22 protein-coding genes are annotated in these 23,165 nt (G+C 44.3%); 6 read left to right on the top strand and 16 right to left on the bottom strand.

Annotated features, from left to right (window positions below; translation table 11 throughout):
- Positions 1 to 15: 15 nt before the first annotated feature.
- Positions 16 to 1,464 (top strand): decarboxylating NADP(+)-dependent phosphogluconate dehydrogenase, encoded by a 1,449-nt coding sequence (gene gnd, locus A1QO_RS07095; protein WP_017040975.1) that lies wholly within the window; start codon positions 16 to 18, stop codon positions 1,462 to 1,464.
- Between the two features lie 129 nt (positions 1,465 to 1,593).
- On the opposite strand, the gene A1QO_RS07090 is transcribed toward gnd, so the two are convergent.
- Positions 1,594 to 2,754 carry an MFS transporter gene (locus tag A1QO_RS07090; protein WP_017033417.1) on the bottom strand — a complete coding sequence of 387 codons (1,161 nt, stop codon included), beginning with the start codon at positions 2,752 to 2,754 and terminating at the stop codon, positions 1,594 to 1,596.
- 337 nt (positions 2,755 to 3,091) lie between these two features.
- On the opposite strand from A1QO_RS07090, the gene A1QO_RS07085 reads away from it, so the two are divergent.
- A complete protein-coding gene (locus A1QO_RS07085; RefSeq protein ID WP_017040479.1) occupies positions 3,092 to 3,751 on the top strand; it encodes a nitroreductase family protein in 660 nt (219 codons plus the stop codon).
- Between the two features lie 25 nt (positions 3,752 to 3,776).
- Here A1QO_RS07085 and A1QO_RS07080 read toward each other — a convergent pair whose 3' ends face one another.
- Together A1QO_RS07080 and A1QO_RS07075 are read right to left on the bottom strand one after the other, a co-directional pair.
- Positions 3,777 to 4,733 (bottom strand): LysR family transcriptional regulator, encoded by a 957-nt coding sequence (locus A1QO_RS07080; RefSeq protein WP_017033414.1) that lies wholly within the window; start codon positions 4,731 to 4,733, stop codon positions 3,777 to 3,779.
- Positions 4,734 to 4,865: 132 nt separating this feature from the next.
- Positions 4,866 to 5,057: a hypothetical protein gene (locus A1QO_RS07075; protein ID WP_017040974.1), complete on the bottom strand. Its 192-nt coding sequence runs from the start codon at positions 5,055 to 5,057 to the stop codon at positions 4,866 to 4,868.
- 169 nt (positions 5,058 to 5,226) lie between these two features.
- Between A1QO_RS07075 and A1QO_RS07070 the strand changes: the two genes are divergently transcribed.
- Entirely contained in the window at positions 5,227 to 7,617 is a 2,391-nt protein-coding gene (locus A1QO_RS07070; protein WP_017040973.1) for a bifunctional diguanylate cyclase/phosphodiesterase, read from the top strand.
- A gap of 77 nt (positions 7,618 to 7,694) precedes the next feature.
- On the opposite strand, the gene A1QO_RS07065 is transcribed toward A1QO_RS07070, so the two are convergent.
- Positions 7,695 to 8,315, bottom strand: coding sequence for a LysE family translocator (locus tag A1QO_RS07065; RefSeq protein WP_026027030.1), 621 nt, complete (start codon positions 8,313 to 8,315; stop codon positions 7,695 to 7,697).
- Between the two features lie 178 nt (positions 8,316 to 8,493).
- On the opposite strand from A1QO_RS07065, the gene A1QO_RS07060 reads away from it, so the two are divergent.
- Entirely contained in the window at positions 8,494 to 9,153 is a 660-nt protein-coding gene (locus A1QO_RS07060) for an alpha/beta hydrolase (protein WP_017033410.1), read from the top strand.
- 54 nt (positions 9,154 to 9,207) lie between these two features.
- On the opposite strand, the gene A1QO_RS07055 is transcribed toward A1QO_RS07060, so the two are convergent.
- The 12 genes from A1QO_RS07055 to A1QO_RS07000 form a co-directional block, all read right to left on the bottom strand.
- A complete protein-coding gene (locus A1QO_RS07055) occupies positions 9,208 to 10,620 on the bottom strand; it encodes a sensor histidine kinase (RefSeq protein ID WP_017037673.1) in 1,413 nt (470 codons plus the stop codon).
- Entirely contained in the window at positions 10,610 to 11,266 is a 657-nt protein-coding gene (locus A1QO_RS07050) for a response regulator (protein WP_017037674.1), read from the bottom strand. Before A1QO_RS07050 ends, A1QO_RS07055 begins: the two co-directional genes overlap by 11 nt.
- A 3-nt stretch (positions 11,267 to 11,269) precedes the next feature.
- On the bottom strand, positions 11,270 to 11,959 hold the full coding sequence (locus tag A1QO_RS07045) for a tetratricopeptide repeat protein (RefSeq protein WP_017033313.1): 690 nt from the start codon (positions 11,957 to 11,959) through the stop codon (positions 11,270 to 11,272).
- Positions 11,960 to 11,973: 14 nt separating this feature from the next.
- Complete coding sequence (locus A1QO_RS07040) at positions 11,974 to 12,813, bottom strand: SDR family oxidoreductase (protein WP_017040971.1); 840 nt, start codon at positions 12,811 to 12,813, stop codon at positions 11,974 to 11,976.
- An 8-nt stretch (positions 12,814 to 12,821) separates the two neighbouring features.
- Positions 12,822 to 13,520, bottom strand: a complete 699-nt coding sequence (locus A1QO_RS07035) for a TenA family transcriptional regulator (protein WP_017037677.1) — start codon at positions 13,518 to 13,520, stop codon at positions 12,822 to 12,824.
- A gap of 10 nt (positions 13,521 to 13,530) precedes the next feature.
- Positions 13,531 to 15,102 (bottom strand): AMP-binding protein, encoded by a 1,572-nt coding sequence (locus tag A1QO_RS07030; RefSeq protein WP_017040970.1) that lies wholly within the window; start codon positions 15,100 to 15,102, stop codon positions 13,531 to 13,533.
- A gap of 7 nt (positions 15,103 to 15,109) precedes the next feature.
- Complete coding sequence (locus A1QO_RS07025) at positions 15,110 to 15,721, bottom strand: thermostable hemolysin (RefSeq protein ID WP_017040969.1); 612 nt, start codon at positions 15,719 to 15,721, stop codon at positions 15,110 to 15,112.
- A gap of 272 nt (positions 15,722 to 15,993) precedes the next feature.
- Entirely contained in the window at positions 15,994 to 16,824 is an 831-nt protein-coding gene (locus A1QO_RS07020; protein WP_017040968.1) for a hypothetical protein, read from the bottom strand.
- Entirely contained in the window at positions 16,809 to 17,681 is an 873-nt protein-coding gene (locus A1QO_RS07015; protein ID WP_017040967.1) for an ABC transporter ATP-binding protein, read from the bottom strand. Before A1QO_RS07015 ends, A1QO_RS07020 begins: the two co-directional genes overlap by 16 nt.
- On the bottom strand, positions 17,678 to 18,064 hold the full coding sequence (locus A1QO_RS07010) for a GntR family transcriptional regulator (RefSeq protein ID WP_017033320.1): 387 nt from the start codon (positions 18,062 to 18,064) through the stop codon (positions 17,678 to 17,680). Before A1QO_RS07010 ends, A1QO_RS07015 begins: the two co-directional genes overlap by 4 nt.
- 87 nt (positions 18,065 to 18,151) lie before the next feature.
- Positions 18,152 to 19,915: a glycerophosphodiester phosphodiesterase gene (locus A1QO_RS07005; RefSeq protein ID WP_241790423.1), complete on the bottom strand. Its 1,764-nt coding sequence runs from the start codon at positions 19,913 to 19,915 to the stop codon at positions 18,152 to 18,154.
- 325 nt (positions 19,916 to 20,240) lie between these two features.
- Entirely contained in the window at positions 20,241 to 21,416 is a 1,176-nt protein-coding gene (locus tag A1QO_RS07000) for a linear amide C-N hydrolase (protein ID WP_017040966.1), read from the bottom strand.
- Between the two features lie 145 nt (positions 21,417 to 21,561).
- On the opposite strand from A1QO_RS07000, the gene A1QO_RS06995 reads away from it, so the two are divergent.
- Both A1QO_RS06995 and A1QO_RS06990 read left to right on the top strand, forming a co-directional pair.
- Positions 21,562 to 22,590, top strand: a complete 1,029-nt coding sequence (locus tag A1QO_RS06995) for a GGDEF domain-containing protein (protein ID WP_017040965.1) — start codon at positions 21,562 to 21,564, stop codon at positions 22,588 to 22,590.
- Between the two features lie 136 nt (positions 22,591 to 22,726).
- Positions 22,727 to 22,966, top strand: a complete 240-nt coding sequence (locus tag A1QO_RS06990; RefSeq protein WP_017037683.1) for a hypothetical protein — start codon at positions 22,727 to 22,729, stop codon at positions 22,964 to 22,966.
- The last annotated feature ends 199 nt before the right edge of the window (positions 22,967 to 23,165 follow it).

The following is a 23,165-nucleotide window of genomic DNA, read 5'->3' as shown; positions in this document are numbered from 1 at the left end:
CAAGGAGATAAAATAATGAAAGGTGATATCGGTGTAATTGGCCTAGCAGTAATGGGTCAGAACCTTATCCTAAACATGAACGACCACGGCTTTAAAGTTGTGGCTCACAACCGTACTGCTGCTAAAGTAGACGAGTTTCTAGAAGGCCCTGCTAAGGGTACTAACATTGTTGGTGCTTACTCTCTAGAAGAGCTCGTTGAGAAACTAGAAGCGCCACGTAAAGTGATGCTTATGGTTCGTGCGGGTGACGTTGTCGATACGTTCATCGACAAGCTTGTGCCACTTCTAGACAAAGGCGACATCATCATTGATGGTGGTAACACTAACTTCCCAGACACTAACCGTCGTGTTGCCGCTCTTCGTGAGAAAGGCATCCACTTCATCGGTACGGGTGTTTCTGGTGGTGAAGAAGGCGCTCGTTTCGGTCCTTCTATCATGCCTGGCGGTTCTTCTGAAGCTTGGGAAGCGGTTAAGCCTATCTTCCAAGGTATTTCTGCGAAAACTGACGCGGGTGAGCCTTGTTGTGATTGGGTTGGTAACGACGGTGCTGGTCACTTCGTTAAAATGGTTCACAATGGCATCGAATACGGTGACATGCAGCTTATCACTGAAGCCTACCAGTTCATGAAAGATGGTCTAGGCCTGAACCACGACGAAATGCAGGCTGTATTTGCTGACTGGAACAAAACTGAGCTAGACAGCTACCTAGTAGAAATCACGGCAGACATCCTTGGTTACAAAGATGAAGACGGTGAAGCACTCGTTGAGAAGATCCTAGACACTGCTGGCCAAAAAGGCACGGGTAAGTGGACTGGTATCAACGCGCTAGACATGGGTATCCCACTAACGCTCATCACCGAGTCTGTATTCTCTCGTTGCCTGTCTGCACTTAAAGACCAACGTGTTGAAGCTGAGAAATTGTTCGGCAAAACTGTTGCTCTAGTTGAAGGCGACAAGCAAGAGTGGGTTGATGCACTGCGTCAGGCTCTACTTGCTTCTAAGATCATCTCTTACGCTCAAGGTTTCATGCTAATGCGTGAAGCGTCGAACGAAAACGGTTGGGATCTAAACTACGGTAACGTTGCTCTTATGTGGCGTGGCGGTTGTATCATCCGTTCTGCATTCCTAGGCAACATTCGTGATGCTTACGAAGCGAATCCAGAGATCGCATTCCTAGGTTCAGATGCCTACTTCAAAGGCATCCTAGACAATTGTATGGGCGCTTGGCGTAAAGTGGCCGCTAAGTCTATGGAATCGGGTATCCCAATGCCATGTATGACTTCTGCACTAACGTTCCTAGACGGCTACACAACAGCTCGTCTTCCAGCGAACCTTCTACAAGCTCAACGTGACTACTTCGGTGCTCACACTTACGAGCGTACTGACCGTCCACGTGGTGAATTCTTCCACACAAACTGGACAGGTACAGGCGGCGACACGGCTTCTACCACCTACGACGTATAATCGTTGGTTAATGTTGGAACCATAAAAACAAAAGGATGCCAAACGGCATCCTTTTTTAATAATGATAAAACGAAACAAACTAAGCGCTGTGAGTAAAGTCTAGAATGACAATACGATAGGAGAATTGCATTATTCGCCTGCCATGATTTGACGTTTGCCTTTCATGCTAGCAAACAACATGTATAAACAGGTCGACAGTAATGCCACGAATAAATACCCAATCAATCCATATTGTGACTGCATAAACCAATCCGCGAGTACAGGCCCAAGTATTGAGCCGATGCTGTAGCTAAATAGCATCACCTGAGTGGCTGAAACAATGTAGTTTGCATCAAGACCATCGCATCCAAGGTTGATGGCGATCGGGTAGAGTGCAAAGCTCGCCATTCCTAATATGAATAAGCAAACAGCAAACGTACCCATGTCTGTACTCATGGCAGAAAGTGCCATGGCTGTGACACCTAATAAACAAAACATGGCCATAAGAAGTGTTCGGCCGAGGTATTTAGACAACCAAGGAACCGTAGGTTGAACGGCCATCCCACCGAGTATCACCAGTGCCATCAAGCTGCCTATTTCACTATTTCCAATTCCGCGGTGGCTAAGCTCTAACGGCATTAGCCCATAAACAGCACCTAATACTAAGCCAGAGACGATGCACCCCATTATGGCAGCATGGTTCAACTTAGCTATTTGGCGGATAGACAGCCTCGATGCTTCTTCGCTTTCTGGTTGCTCCGATTTTCCGAAAATTAAAACCATGATGGCCAGTGACAACAAAGAAAAAATAGCGATGTAAGGAACGCTACCATTAACGCCGATATAGCCAATACCCAGTTGCCCTAAAGAAGAGCCGCCATACAAGGCCCCCATGTAAAGACCTAAGCGTTTTCCTCTGCTGGATTCATCACCATGTAACAGCCATGATTCTACGATAACGAAAACACCAGCGACTGCGATACCCGCCACAAAGCGAGCGCCTAACCAGATGGATGAATAAGAGAGAACCGGTAACACAACAATAGAGACCATAAAGATCAATAAGCACGAAATAAACGCATTACGATGCCCAAGCTTCACTACCATTGGTTCAATAGCGATCGCACCGATTAAAAGCCCCGCATAAAATACACTGGCTAGCCAACTGGCCAAGCTACTTTCTAGGCCATAGTGAGGCAGCATCAGAGGCATCAAACTCATCAAATAACCAGATGCAATTGCGTAAAGAGAGAGCGCAATAACCGGTACAGAGATGCGAGCTTTAGGCTCGGTAGTAAGAATGTTTTCCAATGCAGGAGCCTCCGAAAAAAGTAAGTAGGGTGTTTTTCGGGGCGAATATGGACGGGATTGGGAAAAAGGTAAAACGAATCATTTTTTTCTTAACGACAAATATAATTTATCGTTGAAATCGTTATGAAAATAAAGACGTAATAGCGCCAAAAAGAACAGTTCAAACCTTATCGACTCATTTTAATCTCACGCTATGATTGTGGAACTTTATTTCCATAGTCATTGGCTGTTCACGCTCTGTTTGTTTGGTCGTTTTTTGTTTATCTTAATTCCATCAACAACATATTGAGCAGATGGTCTCTCAATAACTTTTGTCCATTCAGTTTAGGAAATAGATATGACGCACCCAATCATTGCCGATCTCAATACTCGCTATACGGCTAAAAAATACGATGCAAGCAAACGAATTTCAGCGGAAGATATGGACGTGATCAAAGAAGCGATCCGCCTATCTGCGTCTTCCATCAACTCGCAACCTTGGAAGTTTATCGTTCTTGAAAGTGATCACGCCAAAGCGCGTTTTCACGGAACGTTCGCCAATATGTTCCAGTTCAATCAACCTCATGCGAAAGAAGCCTCCCATACAATTCTATTCGCTCATCATCCTAAGTTTGATAAAGAGCAGTATCGTAAAGTGGTTGATGCAGAAGTCAGCTCAGGTCATCTTCCTGCGGAACGTTACAATGACATGCTTGAAGGCGCGTTTGGTTTTGTTGAGTTAAATACCGATGACACGGGTTTCAATGGCCATTGGACAAAAGCGCAATCGTATATTGCTTTAGGTAATACGCTGCATACGCTTGCTCGTATGGGTATTGCCTCAACGCCAATGGAAGGGGTCGATGCCAAGCTTATCGGTGAAGAATTTCAAGAGGAGCTGAATGGCTACGTGTGTGATTTTGCACTTGCATTGGGTTACCACAAAGAAGTCGAAGATTACAACCATGGTTTACCGAAAGCACGCTTACCAATGGACGACGTTATTTCGGTGTTATAGCTGACACGCACGCGATAAACCCGCGCTATTCATTTCGCTTGTACAGTGTATCGAAATGGGCGATATGTTGCTCCCAAAGTGGTTTATCGCCAATATAATTTTGCACGGCTTTGATGAACTCAGTGATCAAAGCCGTTTGTTTTCGATGAGGGTAAAGGGCGTACAATCCTAGTCCTTGGTTGCAAAGCGTGTATTGTGTGAGCAGTGGTTTGAGGTTCATGTCTTCTATTGGACACGATAAGTTAGAAGACGCAATCATGGCATAACCGAGAGACTCTTTTACTGAGCTGATTAATGTACTCACATCGTTAACTCTATATTTTCCCTTCATTTTATAGCTGGTCAGCTCGTTGCTTCCTGGCGTTTCTTTAAATCTGAGCGTGTCTACTGTTATGTTTCCATTGCTATAGATGACCGATGGCAGTTTGGTTAATTCTTCAGGGGTGGTCGGTTCGCCATGCAGAGCGATGAAGTCGTTAGAGGCGAGTATGACCGAGCGAATATCCGCTATTTTTCTCGCAATCAAACTGGAATCTTCTAATCGACCAAATCGGAAAGCAACATCTAATTGATCAGAAATAATATCAGAGCGTTTATCGTCCATTAACAAAGTCACCTCTATCTCTGGATAACGCTTCATAAACTGGGTGATCACAGGTTGCAGGTAGTATTGCCCAATATGCAAAGGGGCAGTCATTCGGATCCGGCCTTTTAGCTCGGTATGGTAGGACTCGGCAATGGTCTTTACGTTGCCTAATGTACTCACCAAACTATGGGCTTGCTCTAGGATCTCTTCTCCGGCCGATGTTAACGAGAAAGAACGGGTAGACCGGTTAAGAAGCTGCACACCCAGCTCTCTCTCAAGCTTTTTAATCTGTTTAGATAGGGAGGAGTTATCCATGTCATGAAGCGCTGCCGCCTTGGTAAACGAACCTTGCTGTACAACATCAATAAAAAGTGAAAGCTGATTAACCAACGACATGACATTTCCTTAAAAACAACCGACCATTCACTATACAACAGATAGCGCTATTCGCAGAAATCCGTTAAACCAAACAGCAAGAAAAGTCGTCTATTCAAAGTCAGGCTAGGGCGCACCTACTCCTGTTACGAATTATGCGCCTTTTTCTTTGGTCCTATTTTTTACGATATCAGCGAAATAGATAAAAGCGCTGAATAATAAAAAGGCCGCTGAAACAAAGAAGAGTAAGGGCATTTTTAATATCCATGCAAAGGTAGCAGCAAGAAAAGCACTAAAGCAAACTAACCGGCTAGATGACATAACACGACCCAGTTTTGTGTTCATAACGCCTCCCGAATAAGGTCTGTTTTCCTCATGGGCAGTATCTCATTGTCGGTGAGAAATTAATCTAAATCGTTATCAAAAAACCTGATTTAGTGATCCAGATGGCGTGTATTCAGACCATATCGCGAATATTAAATAAATAAGAATCATTATCATTGGCGAGAGGGCTATGATAGAGTTGTATTTATGTAATCTATCAATAGAGCGTGACACATTGAAGTTCCTGTTTTTTCGTAAATCTTTCCTCGTAATCTGGGTGATAGGGCTTGTCGTCGCCTTTTTCAGTTTTCGCACTGTCGAGTTTTATGAGTCCCGTAAGTTGCACGATCAACTCGAAATCCAATTTCACGGTAAGGTGAAACTGCTCGAGCAATCAATACGCTCATTGTCTGAGTTGATCTATGCAACTCAAAAGTTTATGCAAAACGGTAACAGCCCATCTCAATCTCAGTTTCAACGATTCCTTGATACCCGAACGGGAATAGGGTCGGGCATTCACTCTGTACTGTGGGTGCCTTTGGTGGCGTCCGATGACGTGATGGAATTTGAACAGCAAGCCAAAAAAGAGGGGCTACTCGGTTTTCGATTATTGCCCAGCATGGATCAAACGAGTTCATGTGCGTTTGGGTTAGGCAGCGCAACGTTACCTGTTTATTATGTTTCACCTCAGTTTGAAGCCAGTGACTTTTTGGGGCAAAGGCTGGATACTCACTGCGATTATTCAACAGCGATGAAATCGTCACTCCTGGATCAAGGTATCGCGACGAGTGTCTTTGAAGATGAGAACAACCCTGGGGTAAAATTGTTTCTTCCCGTTTTAGGGAGTGAAAATGAACTGCAGGGATTCGTGGTGGCCAGCGTTCTATTCCATGAGTTTTTGGGTGTAACATGGAAAAGTGAAATTAATTCTAACAAGCTCAATATTTCGGTTGCCAACACCAGCACACAAAACGATTCCGTTATTTTTCAATCGCATGTCAATTTAGCTTTAGAGAAAGCCTCTTATTATGATCAGGTGCTTGTTTATACCCAGGTGGTCGAGCTACCACTCATAGGCCAAAACTGGACAATATCGATCTCGATGATTGATGACAAAACGAGACTACTGATTTACGGCTCGACTGCAGTGATCCTTATACTGTTATTGACCGTGTCGGTTTCGATTGGTGTCAGTTTTTATGCCCACCGTTTGCAAATTTCAGATCGAATTGTTAAAGAAAAAACCGAAAGTCTTGAAATTCAGGCCACAAGAGATGAATTGACAGGCCTATTTAATCGGCAGTCATTGAGTGAGAAAATAGAGCATCAATTAGAACTCATTGGCCAAGAAAAAACGCGTGGCTTTTCTATTCTATTTGTCGATCTCGATAGATTCAAAGTCATCAACGATTCAATGGGGCATATTGTTGGTGACCATGTATTGCAGCAGGTCGCGTTTCGTTTAAAGAATAATGCACGGAAAGGCGATATCAGCTTTCGGTTTGGTGGGGATGAGTTTGTCATTTGCTTACCCAATCAAGTGGATGAAAAAATCGTAGGAGATTTATGTCAGCGATTTTCTGATCTTTTGTCTAAGCCATACAGCATTAAAGGGCAAACCTGTCATTTAGGTGCGAGTATCGGGGTGTCTATTGTTACCTCGCCTTCCGAGTCGCTTGCGAGCATCTTACGAGAAGCCGATACGGCGATGTACAAGGCCAAACAATCCGGCACCGAAAAAGTGGTGTTTTTTAATGACTCTATGTTTATACAAGCGAAACAGCGCTTTGTATTGGAGCAAGAGCTGGCTATTGCCATAGAAAGCAATCAGTTATCTTTGGTATACCAGCCTATCTTTTGTCAAAAAACAGAGAGGGTGTCTGGGTTTGAGGCTTTGCTTCGTTGGAACCATCCTGAAAAAGGGCTCATATCCCCGGCCGAATTTATCCCTGTGGCGGAAGAAGCCGGTTTGATCATCAAAATGGGCGACTGGGTAGTCAGGCAAGTCTGTGAGATATTAGAATTGCTTTGGCATGACTCATCATTAAGCTATATACCTCGGATCAATATTAACGTGTCGGCCAAGCAATTTGAGTCGAATCACATCATCCATACTTTGCAATGTGCGTTAAGCAAAGCTCAGTTTCCAGCCAATTTATTGGGTATTGAAATAACAGAGTCACTGCTTCTTAGCGATTCATCATGTACGGTCAATGCGCTAAAGGAAATAAAAGACTTAGGTGTGAAGATCTATCTCGATGATTTTGGTACGGGCTATTCGTCTTTATCGGTGCTTAGTGAGTATCCCGTGGATACGGTCAAAATCGATCAGAGCTTTGTGCGTCAGATTGATAACGTAGGTCATAAGTCGAGTCGCTTGTGCAAAGGGATTATTTCAATGGCCCATTCAATCTCGCTCGAAGTGGTGGCTGAAGGGGTTGAAACGGACATGCAGTTGGCTACTTTACGAGGTTGCGGTTGTAACTATGTTCAAGGTTTCTTAAAAGCAAAACCGGTGAGTAGTGATGTTATGGGGGAGTATTTGACTTACAAACCAAGTTACGCCCTTCAAGCGAGCTAGAGGGCAGTGAGCCACATTTCATTAATGGCTTCACTGCTTTGACCGGCGAAAGAGGGCGCCGGTCTGCATACCTTGTATTAAGTCAAAAATAACCAAACACCGACGCCCATCATTAGGGTTCCTGCAATTCTGTTCATTAATCGCACATTTTGTGACTGACCTAATAGACGCTTCAACCCTTTACCACCAGTGGCGTACAGCGTCATGCAGATGAACTCGAACAAAAGAATGATCGAAACCAAGACAACCAATTGAGGCGCTAAATCAGCACTTTGATCGATAAAGGGCGGCAAGAGTGAAATCATAAAGGCCCAGCCTTTCGGGTTGGCAATGGCTGTCACAAAGCCTTGAACCACCAAGTCCCAATCACTGTGTGTGACGGGCGATGTGTCATCGAGGTTGATGGCTAGCTTTCCTCTCGAACGCCACATCTGTATGCCCAAATAAAATAGGTAGCTACCACCAATGAATTTGAGTGCGACAAACAACCAGGGGTAATTGAGCATGACCGCTGCAATACCCAATACCGCTGCAACAGCAACCAAGCCGACGCCCACAAGTTCACCGGCCATCATCCATAAGGCGCGGCGATAGCCAATGCTCATACCCAATGTGAGTGCGAGCGTCATACACATGCCTGGAGTGATCGAGACAAAGAAAAAGGTTGGAATGAACATTCCCAGCAAAGCGGTATTCATAATCGTTATATTTTTATTATTAAATGTGTCGTTAACATAAAGCAATGCCTGACTAAAGCCAATATCAATATGAGTTGATGAAGCATAATGAGTCGATGAGGCAAACAGATGTGGGCGCAATAACCGATTAGCGGTAGACTAAAGCGATTTTCCTATATCAACGGCAAAGAGAGCAACAATGACGACTTTATTGACAGCGGAAGTTGAACCAAAGACCACAGCAAATGCTTCTGTTATTTGGTTGCACGGATTAGGGGCCGATGGCCATGATTTTGAACCTATCGTAAGAGAGTTAGCTCTTCCTAAAGCGTGCGCGATTCGATTTATATTTCCTCATTCACCTTCGATTCCCGTCACCATCAATGGCGGAATGGTCATGCCTGCTTGGTACGACATTTTAGATATGAGCGTTGAGCGTAAGGTCGATTTACCACAATTAAATGCGTCTGCAAGCGCGGTGCAAGCATTGATTGACCGTGAGATTGAGCGTGGGATCAAATCTGATCGCATTATTCTTGCTGGTTTTTCTCAGGGTGGCGCGGTTGCTTACCAAGCGGCACTGACATACCCACAGCCGCTGGCAGGGTTACTTGCGATGTCGACGTATTTTGCGACCAAAGAGACGATTGAACTCCACGAGAGTAATAAACATATTGATATCAATATTATGCATGGAACTCTTGACCCTGTGGTGGTTCCGCAATTGGGTGAGCAGGCACTTAACGCTCTTCAAAGTAAAGGCTATCAGCCCGCTTATCATCAGTATGCGATGGAGCACTGTGTTTGTGCCCAGCAAATTAACGACATTTCACAGTGGATACAAAGACGTCTGAGCTGAACAAAGCGGCGGTAGGTCTCGCCGTTGAAAGTGAGAGTGTTGGCATCAACAAGACTAGCCGTTGGCAAAGCTCACGACAAAGGTATTTACACTGTTGGTTCTTGGGGCAATCTCAATCGTTGCACTATGCAATACAGCAATGTCGTTGCAAATTGCCATTCCCAAACCCGCTCCATCGCCTTTTTCTGATTGGCCGCGATAAAACTGTTCAAACATTCTTTCACGTGTTTCTTGGGGTATTTCTGGTCCACTGTCTGTAACGAATACTTTGGTCGAGTGTTGCTCTTGAGTAACACTGACCAGAATTTCACTGTGTGTTCCTGAGTACCGAATGGCGTTATCAATGAGGTTCCGAAATAGCACCTCTAGCAGCATTTTATCGCCAGAAAGTTGAGCTTGAAATGGGTTTAGACTGATGTCTTGATTTTGTCTCAAAGCGAGTGGGGCGAGATCTGCAATAACGGTTTGTAAAAGAGGCATGAGTTCGACGGGATCAAAAATACGCTCTGAAAGACTGTCTACTTTGGCTAGGGTAAGCAACTGATGAATCAGTCGATCGGTTCTTTCAATGCCTTGTAAGATATTTTGTAAGTCACCGTGTAATTGCTCTGGGTCGTTACTTTGCAGTGCATTTTCTACGTTTAGGCGTAAGATCGTTAACGGTGTTTTTAGTTCATGTGCCGCGGCATGGGTAAAACGTTTTTCTCGTTGCCACGCGAGTTCAAGTTCTGATAGCAACGAGTTTAGGGCATCGACTAATGGATCAAGTTCTAAGGTGTGTTGATTCACATGGATTCGGTCCAAATGGTGAACATTGCGTTGGGTTATGGCCGTTCTCAGCTCGCTAATTGGACGAAAGTATTTGTCGATCAACCAAAATAGTAACAGCAATAAAGTCGGTAGGAGTAAAAACTGTTCAATGGAAGTGGACAGGGCAATTTCACTAATGATTTCTTGCCTGATTGCTTGTTTTTCGGCGACAACAACGTATTCACTTTGGTCAGTGGAGCTAGGAAAAGAGAGCTGGAATGTTCTCCATTCAATTCCTTCCTGTAGCACGTCTGCGTAACCGCTGTCATTCGCGGAAGAAGATAACGGATTAACGTGGGAGGAAGAGCTCCAAAGCAGTGCATTGTTGCGGTAAAATTGAAAGACGAGATTTTGTTCATAGGGGTGGCCGAATGTTGTCGCCTCGTCTTCATCGTGTTGCGCGAGCTGATCGATATTGGCCATCCATTGTTCGAACTGTGTGATGTGGCTAGACAGTGTTTGTTTGTCTGTTGCAGTAGACAGAGTAAAGAGCATTAGCTTGGCGGATTGTCCAAGCCTTGCATCGTAAACTTCTTCAACTTCATGCTTCGCAGATTGAAAGCTAAAATAGAGAGCGATAATGAGCAGGGCGCTGACCAACATGCAGACAGACAGAGTGAGTTGGCGTTTGATCGAATACGGCTTTTTATTTTTCAAGAATGTACCCTACACCACGAATGTTTTTAATGACAACGTTTGGCGCCTTTTTACGTAGATTATGAATGTGCACCTCAATCGCATTATCACTGGCGCCTTCATCCCAGCCATGAAGTGATTGTTGTAACTGCTCTTTACTTTGAACACGCCCCACGTTGGTCATGAAGCTGGTGAGAATTTTGAACTCATTACGAGTGAGGTTGAGCGGTGCACCGTCATAACGAATCGACTGTTCCGATAACGACAACGACAGCAATCCCACTTGAATGATTTCGTCGGCGCAGCCAGATTGGCGTCGAATTAACACTCGTAGCCGGGCCAGTAACTCTTCTAACGCGAAAGGTTTACCCAAGTAATCGTCGGCGCCACCATCTAAACCTTGAACTCTGTCTCGTATGTCGTCTCTGGCTGTCAGTATCGTCACTGGCAGTGTGAATCCTGCTCGGCGAATATTCCGCAGGACTTCTAAACCATCAATGTCGGGTAGAGTGAGATCCAAAATCACGGCTGTAAATACCTCCGTTTTTAGAGCACTTGTCACTCCTGATCCCCTTTCAACCCAGTCTACGGTGTATCCATGGCGAGTTAATGACGTCACCATAGAGACACCCAATAGTTTGTCATCTTCTACGAGTAATAAGCGCATAGGCTATTTCATTTTCCTTAGTGTTGCTTCAATGTCTAGTTTTCTGCCCTCATCGGCCAATGGGCGATCAGGGCGTATTGGCGCTTGCATGGCGCGAGCAAGATAGATCTTCGCTTCTTTCTCTCGGCCTTCTTCAGCAAGGTAATCCCCATAAAAATAGTTTGGATCGATACCTTTTGGATTGATCTCTAACGCTGTTTTTAACATTTCTTCGGCTTTGTCATCATCACCAAACCCAATTGGCCATCCTGGCACCTTATAGTATAAAGAGCCTAAACTGGTGTAAGCAGAGCCATTTAATGTTTGCGGCGACGTTTCAATGACCTTTTCAAGTAGAGATTTCGCTTCTTTGGCCAAAGATAGAGCCCCTAAACCGCCCTGAGCGCCTGCTAAGGAGGCCTTATTGATTGCAAGCCAAACCGTCAGTTCAGAGTTATCTGGTGAGCGGCTCAGATAACGGTCAGTTTTTGCGATGGCTCGATGGAAGCAACGCTCTTTATCATCGCTATCAGGAGTGCGGTATTGGCATTCAGCCCAGGTTTTTTGCACATCTTCAAGCGGAGGCATGCTGGCAAACGCGTTCGCTGAAAACAGGGCTAAACCAATCGTTAAGGTGCAGTATGCCTTGAGGGTGTTCGAGATTGTGAAGATTCTACATACTGTTAAATTAAAAGCCAGTTTTGTGGTATTCATCATTAATATCCTTATTAGTGGCTAACTCGGGTTACAAATTGGTGAATGGTTTTGTGCTGTTTTCGAATGGCCGATGAAACAACGCTAGGAAACAGTTGGTTGATACGTGCAAATAGTTTTTCTGGCCAGCCTATCCACTTTGCTGGAATTTCCTTCTCTAACATTGTGACAACATGCTGTGCGACAATTTTCGGGTCATCGGTTTGGTTGCCTAATTGTTGATTCATCTCGTCTACGGCATCACTATTTAGCGACGTTTTAGTTGCCCTTGGCGCTAAATATAACGCTCGAATACCCGTGAAAAAAAGTTCCCTGTCGAGTGATTCTGTAAAGCGATGAAGCCCTGCTTTAGCTGCGCAGTAGGAGGTATAGCCCGGGTAACCAATAGATCCGAACGTTGAACCAATGTTGAGGATAATTCCCGGCTGATTTAGCCAAGTGAGTGCCGATTGGCTCAAAAGAATCGGAGCGATAAGGTTGAGCTGAATCTCTTTCTCAATTTGTCCTGAATGCTTGTGGCTCAGCAATGAAAAGTCATTGCATCCGGCATTATTAATCAGAGCATCGATTTTTTTCCCCAGACGCGCGTGTTTGTTTCCCGTGTGTTTGTTTTCCGCGTACTTGTTTTGCGCGTATTGGTTTATGACATCAAGCCCTTCTGAGGTCGTGATATTTGCGATCAACACCGTGTGATTGTTTTCACTCGGCAGCGATGCTTTCAGCGCCATTAGTTTTTGTTCGTTTCGTCCTACGAGAATGAGTTGAGCACCGCTGTGGGCTAACTCAGTGGCAATGGCCTGACCTATACCGCCAGTCGCCCCGGTAATTAAAATCGTGCTGTTGTTAATTTTCATGGTTTACCTCACGCGGCTTGTTGACTTTTTTGCTTGTTTACTGGGGCAGCGGGTAGGGCTCTAAGCATTTGCCCGTAGAGTGAAAACACCATATTGGCGGAGTCAATGATGGCTTTCTGGTCTTCGCTGCGGGTGACTTTGTTCATCAATAGCTCAAAGAAGCGCAAATGGTCTTGATCTAACACACTGTGGGAGACGAGATAAGTCATCGCGGAAGGGGGGAGGTTCAGGGTGGATTGGATTTGTTCTGCCATTCTCCCCCCAATACCAACACTGGTCCCTTCTAAAACCCAAACCATACCAAACAATGCCATTGGGTTATGCCGATCAATAGAGTTATAGAGGTACGCCACCATCAGTTCAATCGCCTGACCAATGGCACCTTCACCCAGATTATTACGCACGGATTGCGCATCACCATTACACGCTTCGATATCATTCAATATCCATTCTTGATGGCCTTTTTCTTCATCAATGTATTCGGCAATGGCTTCACGAACCCATTCATATTGGTCTGATAATCGCCCGCCACACGCCATAAGTAACGGTACGGTGTGTTTTACGTGGTGATAAGCTTGAGTAAGGAAGGCAATGTATATCTCTTTAGAAATGTTCCCTTGTTGAACCTCAGTAATAATTGGCGCGGTCAACATGGCCTGCTGAGCCGATGAAGTGTGTTGTTTAAGTTGTTCGAAAAATAGAGTCATAATGTTCCCCTTAAGAAGCGATAGATTGTTGGAATGGTAGGTCAATTATTTGGACCTTTTGGCCATCCAGTGTTAATTCAGATGTTTTACAAGACAGAAACTGAGAAACGCTTTGCTCGATTTGATCTCGTTTGAGTTTTCCATTTTCGGTGTACCAGTGAGTGATCGCCTGTGGATTTTCAATAATCAGCAACATCCTGATCTGCGCGTAATCGGGGAGAGTGCTATTTAGCGCTGCTATTTGCGCTTTAATACTGTCGCAATTTCCGTCGTTAAGGTCGTCGCTAATGCCGTTGTAACTTGCGGCCACCGCACATAAGGCTTGTTGAGTATCGCCCGTGACAATTAATGGTGTACTTGGCAAGAATGATAGGGCTTCAGATTCCACCCATTCCGGCGAAATGTTTCGTCCGTAAGCGGTGACGATGAGGTTTTTTTTACGGCCAGATAAGGTGATGTAGCCGTGATCGTCTATTTGCGCTAAATCTCCTGTGGCTAACCATTCTTGGGCGAATGCCTCATTTAAATAGCCAAGGGCCGTATTACCACTGACTAACAGTTCTCCATCTTCTGCAATACGCACCTGCACATGGGGTAACGGCTTTCCACTGGTGCCTGGTTTGAAATGAGAAGGTGTATTTAGGCAAACTACCGATCCACATTCTGATAACCCATACCCTTCAAAAGCGGGAATGTGTAAAGAGTGCGCCGCATTAATTAGCTGCGATGAAACCCTTGCGCCACCAACCGCGACAAACGTCAAGGAGGCTGAAAGCTCAGGTTGTTGCTGAATGATCTGGATAAGTGCAAGTAACAACGCAGGGGTTAACACCAAGCTATCGGGCTTTACTCTTGCTAAAGCTTTCGCAAACATAGTCGTGTCAAACTGGCTGGACCCCGTTAACCCCGTTTGCTCTCCGGGAAGGATGTATGAGGTTCCTCCTAAGAGTAACGGGACGTATATGCCCGTGATGTTTTCTAAAAGTGTAGAAAGAGGCAGCAAGACAAGGTGTGTTCGAGCGATGTGACGGACACTTTGCGCCAGCGAGTTGGCGACTTGATAAAGGTGCTCGTTACTCAAACACACGCCTTTGGGTTGCCCTGTTGATCCAGAAGTGAAGGTGATTTTGCCTGTTCCTGTGAGATAAGAAACCTGCTCAGGGGCGGTTCTGAACATGAGAGGAAGCCCAGCGATGACAATATTGTTAACCTGAACCGCACTGAACTTTTTTTGTGATAAGTCTGAGAATGCTTGCCAATCGCCGATCAAAGCATCAACGCCAGATTGATGTAATGTATGCTCCACCTGCGCGATAGAAAAAAAGGTTGGAATAGGCACAACGACAATATTTGCATGCATGGCCGCTAGGTCGATTATTGCCCAGTTTGGGCTGTTTTGTGAACGTAATGCCAGTACTTTGATGTTCTGTGCTGTTAACGCTTTTGCTGTTTTTAGGATTTTTTCTTGCAGTTCAATATAACTGATTCTAACCGATTGACCTGAGTTATCCTCACCAACAAAAGCTAGGTTTTCTGGTGTGGTTTTCGCCCATTTATTGATGGTTTTTAGAAGAGTATTCATGGCTCACCTATGCTTGCTTGCGCATTCTTTTTTGAATCAATTGAAGACGTTCGAGCCCTTTACGTAAATTCCCAGCAAGCACTCGGGGTTGGTGTTCGTAATAAGATCCCCATGTTGATTTTGCATCAGGGATTTTGTTTTGGTCGGCGTTTGCGATGATTTTCGGCTCTAGACCAAGGCGAACCATCATGGCGTGTAGAGGATCGGTTGCGGTAAAAATGCACCACTCAAAACCGTTATCCACTAACATTTCTGCAATGAGATAGAAGTGAAGGGACGACATGCCGTTCGCAAACGATGCTAAGTGTCCAAATTCGACTAAGTTGGAGCGTTCTACGGTACAATCAAAGGTTGAAGTCACCAACGTTTGGGCATCATCATCTAGGTATTGCTCCAGGAAGAGCCGTTGGTCTTGTGCAGTACTAAAACCACAAACAGAAAGAATGTCGTCATGATTCATGAGCGTTAAATACGCAGGCATAAATTGTTTTAGGTCAGCATTGAATGCCTGGTGATAACGTTGAGAAACATGGTTGATAACTTGTTCCCAGAGTGGATGCATAGGGGACACAATCTCTAACGTTACGTTCTTTACAGAAGTTTTCGTGTTGTGTTTCATGAGCGCTTCCTTTGCTTTATGGATTATGAACACAATAAAACGCGAAACTTAAGAAACTCTTAAGAAACTCTTAAGAAACTCTTAAAAAATGGGAAAAAACTAAATAAAGGGTTGATAGGTCGTGGCTAATCGTCGATCCATCAAGATTTCAGGTAAAGGAGTGTTGAAAAAAGAAGCCGGAAAAACAAGAAGATAGTGATTAGAGGTGAAAATAAAAAGCGAGGTACTCCCTCGCTTTAGTGGTGGTTCAAGCTAGCTTAATTAAATCAAATTTAACGTACGGTACGGCTGAATTTCAAGCTCGTCATCCATGCAAGTAACCCGATGGCGCTGTAAATACCGACATTGAACCAACCAGCCTCTGGAATCGCAGTGAATGGGTGTGGAGCCAAAAGCGCATGCAGGGGTAGGTAGAAGACCTTTGAGAAAAACTGATCCAAGCCGTCGTAGTTGAACATCGCTATCGGCATCCATCGCAATGCGTAAACGGCAATTAAGATGACCAAAAGCGGCGAGTTTACCTTTTGCGAAACGGACATCGCAGCGAGTGCCAATGGCAACAGTAGAATCCCTACCAGCACCATTCGGAGTAGAAACTCAACCCAATTCAGTAATACGTACCCGAGTGAAGCTTGACGATAGAGCAGAGCCAATTGCTGGTCAGTGGCGATGTTTAAAACCCACAACATTAAGTCTGCGGATAAGACCAGTATTGAACACACTAAAGGGATAACCAACAAACCAAAAGAAAGCTTAACAAGGTGAGTTTTGGTGTCGCTGACCGGCATACTGCGCCAAAACATAATGCTGCCTTCTGAACGAGCTTTACGCAGCGTTCTAGGGAAGTATTGTGTGCCAAGTAAGATGGATAATAACCCTGCACCACCCATTATCAGCATATTGATATCATCGCCCATTTCTCGGTGTATATCGCTAATATCACCACTGATGCTCATTTGAAAAAACAGATCGTGCTGTAAGGTCGAGCTGCTCATCAGACTGACAAATAGCAGCAAACCACAAGCAAACATAAACAATGGAATACGCGTAATCAGCGGATTTTCTATCCACTCTTTACGCAGCATGGCTAAGATTGAATGCATGACACTGACTCCTTCTGTAAAGCTAAAAACAGATCCGCTAACTTGACACTATAAATGCTGCCCAGCTCTTCTACTTGCGCTGCATATTGAGAGGAAAGTAGCCATTTAGTCGTGCCCAGTCCTTTTTGTGAAGAGAGCGGTGTTAGCGCTTCGATTTGCTCGCGATGCTCGTCGCTGGCATCCAAGATAAAATACTCTTCGCTGATGCGCTCCATCGATGTTTGAAGCACTGGCCGACCTTGTTTGAGAATCAGTACATCGGTGAGCAGATGTTCGATCTCAGCGACTTCGTGGCTGGCGATGATTAGCGCGCGTTCGCCATCGTGGAACCATTCCAATAAGTGCCGATAGAAAGTATCTCGGTAGACTAGATCCAGCCCCAGAGTCGGCTCATCCAAGATAAAAATTTGAGTATTGGTGGCAATGACAATGGCCAAATGCAATTGCACTTTCATTCCTTTTGAGAGGGATTTAATGCGAGCACGCGGCTTAATATCGGTCTGATCAAGCAGTTCATCTGCTTTGTGACGGTTGAATTCTGGGTGAACACCTTCGGAGTAGTCGAGAAGCTGTGCCACCGTCATCCAACCGGGAAGAACATTCACATCCGAGATATACGATAAGCTCTGCATAATTTTATCGCGCTGCATAATGGGCTCAAAACCCTTGATGCGAATCGTGCCTTGATACTCATGTGCTCCAAGAAGAGCGTTAATAAGGGTCGATTTTCCTGCGCCATTATGACCGAGCAGTCCAAGCACTTGGCCCGCATGCAGATCAAAACTCACGCCATGCAGAACATCTCCCTGCTGGCGATATTGCTTAGCGACGTTTTTTACACTGATTAATGCGCTCATTGGTCACCTTTTATGTGCGTTTCAAGTAAATGAGGTTTAAGTTGTTGACTGAACTCTTCGAGTGACATGTTGAGCCGTTCTAGAGTGGCCGCGATCTGCGGAATTTGTTGTTGAAGAAAGCGTGCTTTTTCATCGGCGAGCAGTTTTTGCTTGGCACCGTTGGCGACGAACATGCCTTGCCCCCTCTTTTTTTCGACTAATCCTTCATCAACCAACAGCTGATAGCCTTTCATGACGGTCAGATGATTAATTTTCATATTCGCAGAAACACTGCGCACGGAAGGTAAAGCTTGCCCTTCTTGCCAAATCCCTTGCAGTATCTGTTGAGTGATTTGATCAGCCAACTGACGGAAAATCGGTTGGTGATCATGCCAATGTGTCATGAACGGTTCCCTTGACTGAATTGGTGTTATAGTTATGTATAACACCAATTCAGTAATAAGAGAAGAAAATCGAGTCAATAATTCAGTTTATAAGGACAACCAATGCCGTAATGTGAGTAGGGCACGCTCGGAAAATTCCATATCATCAATCGCTGATTTGGCTTCTAAAGCCAGTTTGGGCTCATCCGTAATAATACCATCCACGCCCAGCAATAAGAGTCGCTTCATAGCGGCTGGGTTGTTAATGGTCCAAACCAGCACTTCTTGCTGACGTTGTTGTATTTCGATAATCCGCCACGGCTCTAGCCACTGTTCGCTGACCATTAACATATCTACTTCGCGTTCTAAGCTGATTTCACCAACGCTGGCCGCATAGATCAGGGCGTAACGAAGATTTTCTGGACGCGAGTGCTTTAACTGACTCATCAGGTGTGTCAGAAGTTCGACATCAAGGCTTGAAACAATCATTGCTTGCTGATAATTCGGCAATAACCTGGCCATCGCAACGGCAAGATCCAAGCTTTGGTTATAGCGTTTTAGTTCGATGTTAAATTCTATATCCTGGGCATAGTTATCTAATAGCTGTGTTAATAAGGGGGGAGGTACGCGGCCCTTTTTTTGATAGGCTTCAACAATGTCAGCATAGGTAAAGTGTTCAATGAGCAAGGGATCACCGAGCATACGGCCTAAATCACGATCGTGAAATACCACGATTTGCCCATCTTTGGTTATCTGTACATCAATTTCTGTGCTTTTAACCCCTAAGGATATGGAATACAGAATGCCTGCTTCACTGTTTTCAGGGTGCTTAAAACCACCGCCGCGGTGTGAGGTAACATAGCTTGTTGTATCCGTTTGCAGGTGCTTAACGAAGTGGCGAACTTCGGTATAACTGTTGAATACGGCAAATACCAGGACAGATAGCATCGCAACTATTAACAAAGTGCGCCGTTGTGTACTGTGTTTCAAACCAACAAACCGTTCTTGGTCATTGACCAACTTGAGGCGTTTTGTTTGTAAACGCAGTACATAATATTGACAGCTGGCGTAGATAAATCGGTCGATGAAACTGAGCAGTAATGTCACGCCAATAAGCAGCAAGCTGGCTAACACAAGCCAAGAATAACGTTCCTGATCGGAAGTCGCCCAGTTCAGTATTGGTTCAAGCGCAAATAAAAGGCTGCCTGCGAAAATAGCCGTAATGGCGACCCGACCAAATAACCACGCAATGTGACCGAATAGAATATGGGGGTAAATCGCTTGGCTTAAACGTTGAGATTGTTTGAAAAGCTGCCATTGGGTGCAATTTTGTAACAAGCTTAGGGGCAGGGCAAGCCACCAATTGGCCCAATAGCGAAGAACCAGAAATACAACCGGTAAGCTGATTAAAATGAGTAAGCCAACAGACATCCAAAGCGAACTTAATTGATGACTGACATAGTAGTTGATATCCCAGTCATTAAGCATGAGCCCAAAGATCCAGCGTCCACACCAAAGCAAGGTGGCAAAGAGCAAGCTGATCCCCACTGACTGTGCAAGGACGACTTTAACGACTCGCCAACTGCGTTGAGCAATCAGTGCAAATGTATCGAGGATTGACCGTTTACCTAAGTCATGTTGAGCGAGTAAGATGCTGATCGCAGACTGCTCTACAAAAAAAGCAAAGCTCAATTGAGTCACAAACCATAAATTAAGTAGAAAGCCTGCAGGTGAAAGAAAAAAAGCGAGCAATTCCTGGTTGGCAATGGCATTCACGCCATAGAATCCCATCAATTTGGAACTGATCCATAAATCGAATGGAACAAAAAGAGTAATAAGAGCACTGCGAACGAGAAGAAAGCTGGCTAGCATTTGTAAACCACTAGCTTTAAGCCTATGCCACATAAAATACAGAATGTGACGACTTCGATGAAAAAATGCGTGGTTCAAGTGTTTGTTTCGCCTAAGTTGTATTCAGTTTGAGATTGTAGCGCTGCCTGAGAGTGTCGCACTCCCTGATATTGTAACAGTGAAATAGCATAGACGGTCAGTGCAGAGAAAGGAAATGCTGAAGATGAACAAGCACGTTAATGAGTTGGCTTGTTCATTAATCTAAGATGAATAAGCCCCCCGACTATCTTACTTAGCTTTTTTATGGAGGCTTTTATGCTTCAGTTGTTAACGCTTTAATCTCACTTTATGAAGAAATCGCAGTAAAAGGTGCGCTACAAGGCTTCATGTGCTCATTCAAATCACCATAAATAGGCGCCTTGGGTTCTTTTTCGACATCACTCTCGCCAATTAACAGCACTCGTTCTGAATCAGAAGAAAAAGGCTTAAAGTCGAGCCATTGATGGCCGAGAGAATGTGTATTAACGAAATGATAACAGAGAAGGCGTTGATCGCTGATACTTGTCCACTGGGTCGTGGCTGAAGGCACTGCGTTTTCAGATTGACGTTCAAGATGAACACCCAATGGTGTGGCACAACTTGCCATTAGTGAGCGAGTTTGAGCTAGAATATTATCAGTGCCTGTTTGGGGTTGAGCAAAGTTATAAAAGTAATTAGCACGAGCAAATCTTTGGTGTGTTGCCGTACCTCCAGGGACATCGAATAAGGTTAAACCAGCGAACTGTTTTGGGGATTGCCATTTTTCTAGCCAAGGTTCTAGTAACCACTGTTGGACCTCAAATCGGGGTGTCACAGTCACCACATTGTAATTACAACTTTCATTGACAGTAAACCCATCCCCCCTCAATTCGATCACGCTCGAATTCCCGGTGGGATCGGAGAGTGCCAAATGAAGCTTTGTTTTGGTAACCTGCTCGTGGCCATCAGGAACATTTCCACTGTAGATAAAAAGATTATCCGGATTAGAGCGAAAGTATTCTGCCGCCTCTTGCACGGAATCAAATCGATCGAGTACAAATTGGACCCAACGCAGCGAGCACAACAGCGTTGCATCATCTGGAATTGAAATATCATCGTTGAAAGCTTTTTTATCTTTCTCAATCAGCTCTCTTATCTGATGAACCTTTGCTGCCAAACTATCACTGGTGCTGATGATCTCGGTTGCATCTTCAAAATGTGCTAATAAATCTTCTAAGCCATTGACCACTAATCCCTTGTCATTAATACCGTCGATAGCAGCAAACCCAAGTTGATCGCTCCCTAAATAGGCGCAGATGCTGGCGTGATCCACTTTCCATTCGAGTGAGGTATGTGGAGAGGTCAAATCGAACTGGCCGCCGACTCGAACTTCACCATTCGCTTGTTGACGATAGAGGTAGGTTGTTAATGGGTAATGCCAGTCAAAGTTTCTGCCGGTCATGACGTTTTTTTGGTCTAGACTATTGACTATACGAGTGCACATGATTATTTAGCCCTATTTGGTCTGTAAATTGTTAATTACAAAACAGTAAATAACGTTGCAAAATATCCTAGGTTAGAGAAAACTGATACAGTCCGAGAGATTTTTATAAACAGATTGAGACCTTAGGTCTATTTAAAGGGAAAATATGAGTTCTAACTATTTGGATTCGACGGATCGAATCAGGAAAACCGTACTCAGTTCGGTTAGCTTTGCCTTTTTCTTTATTGTCACTGCATTGGCCATTTTTAACGTTGTTTACCATAGCCAATACCTATTTGCCGCTTTAGAGATGGTATTTGCTTTGTTTTCACTTTACATGTTCATTCGATGTCGAAGAGGGCAGTATTCCGTTGTTTCTGTTTATTGGTACTTATGGTTTATCGCTGTGCTGATTATATTGGGTACGGCATTGCTCCCTATTACCGATGTCTTGTTTTTGTGGGGATTCTTTTTTCCAACCATTGCCTATTTATTGTTAGGCGGGCGTTTAGGGTTTCAACTGAGCCTCATTGTGCTCGTGCTTGTTCTATCGGCCGTCAGTTACAAGGTCTTCGGGACTGAAGGGTTACCATTTGCACCTGTATTTATTAATTTTTTCACTTGCTATTTAGCGATCTGGTGTGTATCTCATTTCTTTGAATTGAGTCGAGCCCAGGCCAATGAATCATTGCAGAAATTGGCATTGACAGATTCGTTAACCGGATGCAACAACCGTTTGGCGTTTACCGAGTCTTTGGAATCTCATAGCGATGATTATTTATTAATGCTCGACATCGATGACTTTAAGTCGATAAACGATGACTATGGCCATGATATCGGTGATTTTGTGCTAAAAAAAATCAGTCAACAATTGATGAAAGATGTTGAGTTAAATCGAATATTTCGAATCGGTGGTGAAGAGTTTTGTGTTTGGCTATCAGCCAGTGATATCGACAGTGCATTGGCCAAGGCTGATGGGTTGCGTGATAACGTGGCGAGACTTCTCGTGAATATTGAGGGCAGTATGATCAGTTTGTCATTCAGTGGCGGTTTGGTGAAGAATAAACAAGGCTTATCAGAAAGTGATTTGCTCAAACGCGCAGATCGGCTTTTGTACAAAGCCAAAGCGCAAGGAAAAGACCAAGTTATCGCATCCAGTGAACGAGAAGTTTTTGAACCTGTGTTAGTTGGGTAGGCGTTACTTAGCCTTGAAGTGAACTGAACTAAGGGAACATTCCGTTCTAATTTCAGCGTAATAAGATGTTAAGCTGGGAAGTACTTTACGGGCCTTAACGTCAATGAGCCTGTTACAAATGATTGGACAATAGATAATGAACTGTATTTGCTTGCAACTTGATGATAAAGCAAAAGATTTAGTGAAAGAGTTACTTCTTCGCATAGAAGATGCCGATATACAAGACGTTAACTCAGAAGAACAGGATGACTGGATCACGATGACACCGCGTTACGCAGCCCAGATAGATGCTCAACTTATTGAAAGCCAATATATAGGTACCGTGGGCTGGTTTAGTGAGTCTGACTTTATTGAAAAAAAAATAGAGTACAAATAAGAAAAATAAGGATGCTAATGCGTCCTTATTTTTTGTCGTTACATTTCTAATCCTAATCCTAATCCCAATCCCAATCCCAATCCCAAAGCCTAAAACTCTCCTTTTTATCTGCTAATTCGACTTATTTTTGAGACTGTGGAATAAGTTAAAGTTATCGTTCTGGATCATAATATGCATAGCAATATGCAACAATGTATGG

Origin of the sequence: Vibrio genomosp. F10 str. ZF-129 (genome assembly GCF_000287055.2) — a bacterium.
Lineage (GTDB): Bacteria > Pseudomonadota > Gammaproteobacteria > Enterobacterales > Vibrionaceae > Vibrio.
The sequence above is the reverse complement of the archived record's forward strand: the minus strand, read 5'-3'. Positions and strand labels throughout refer to the sequence as shown.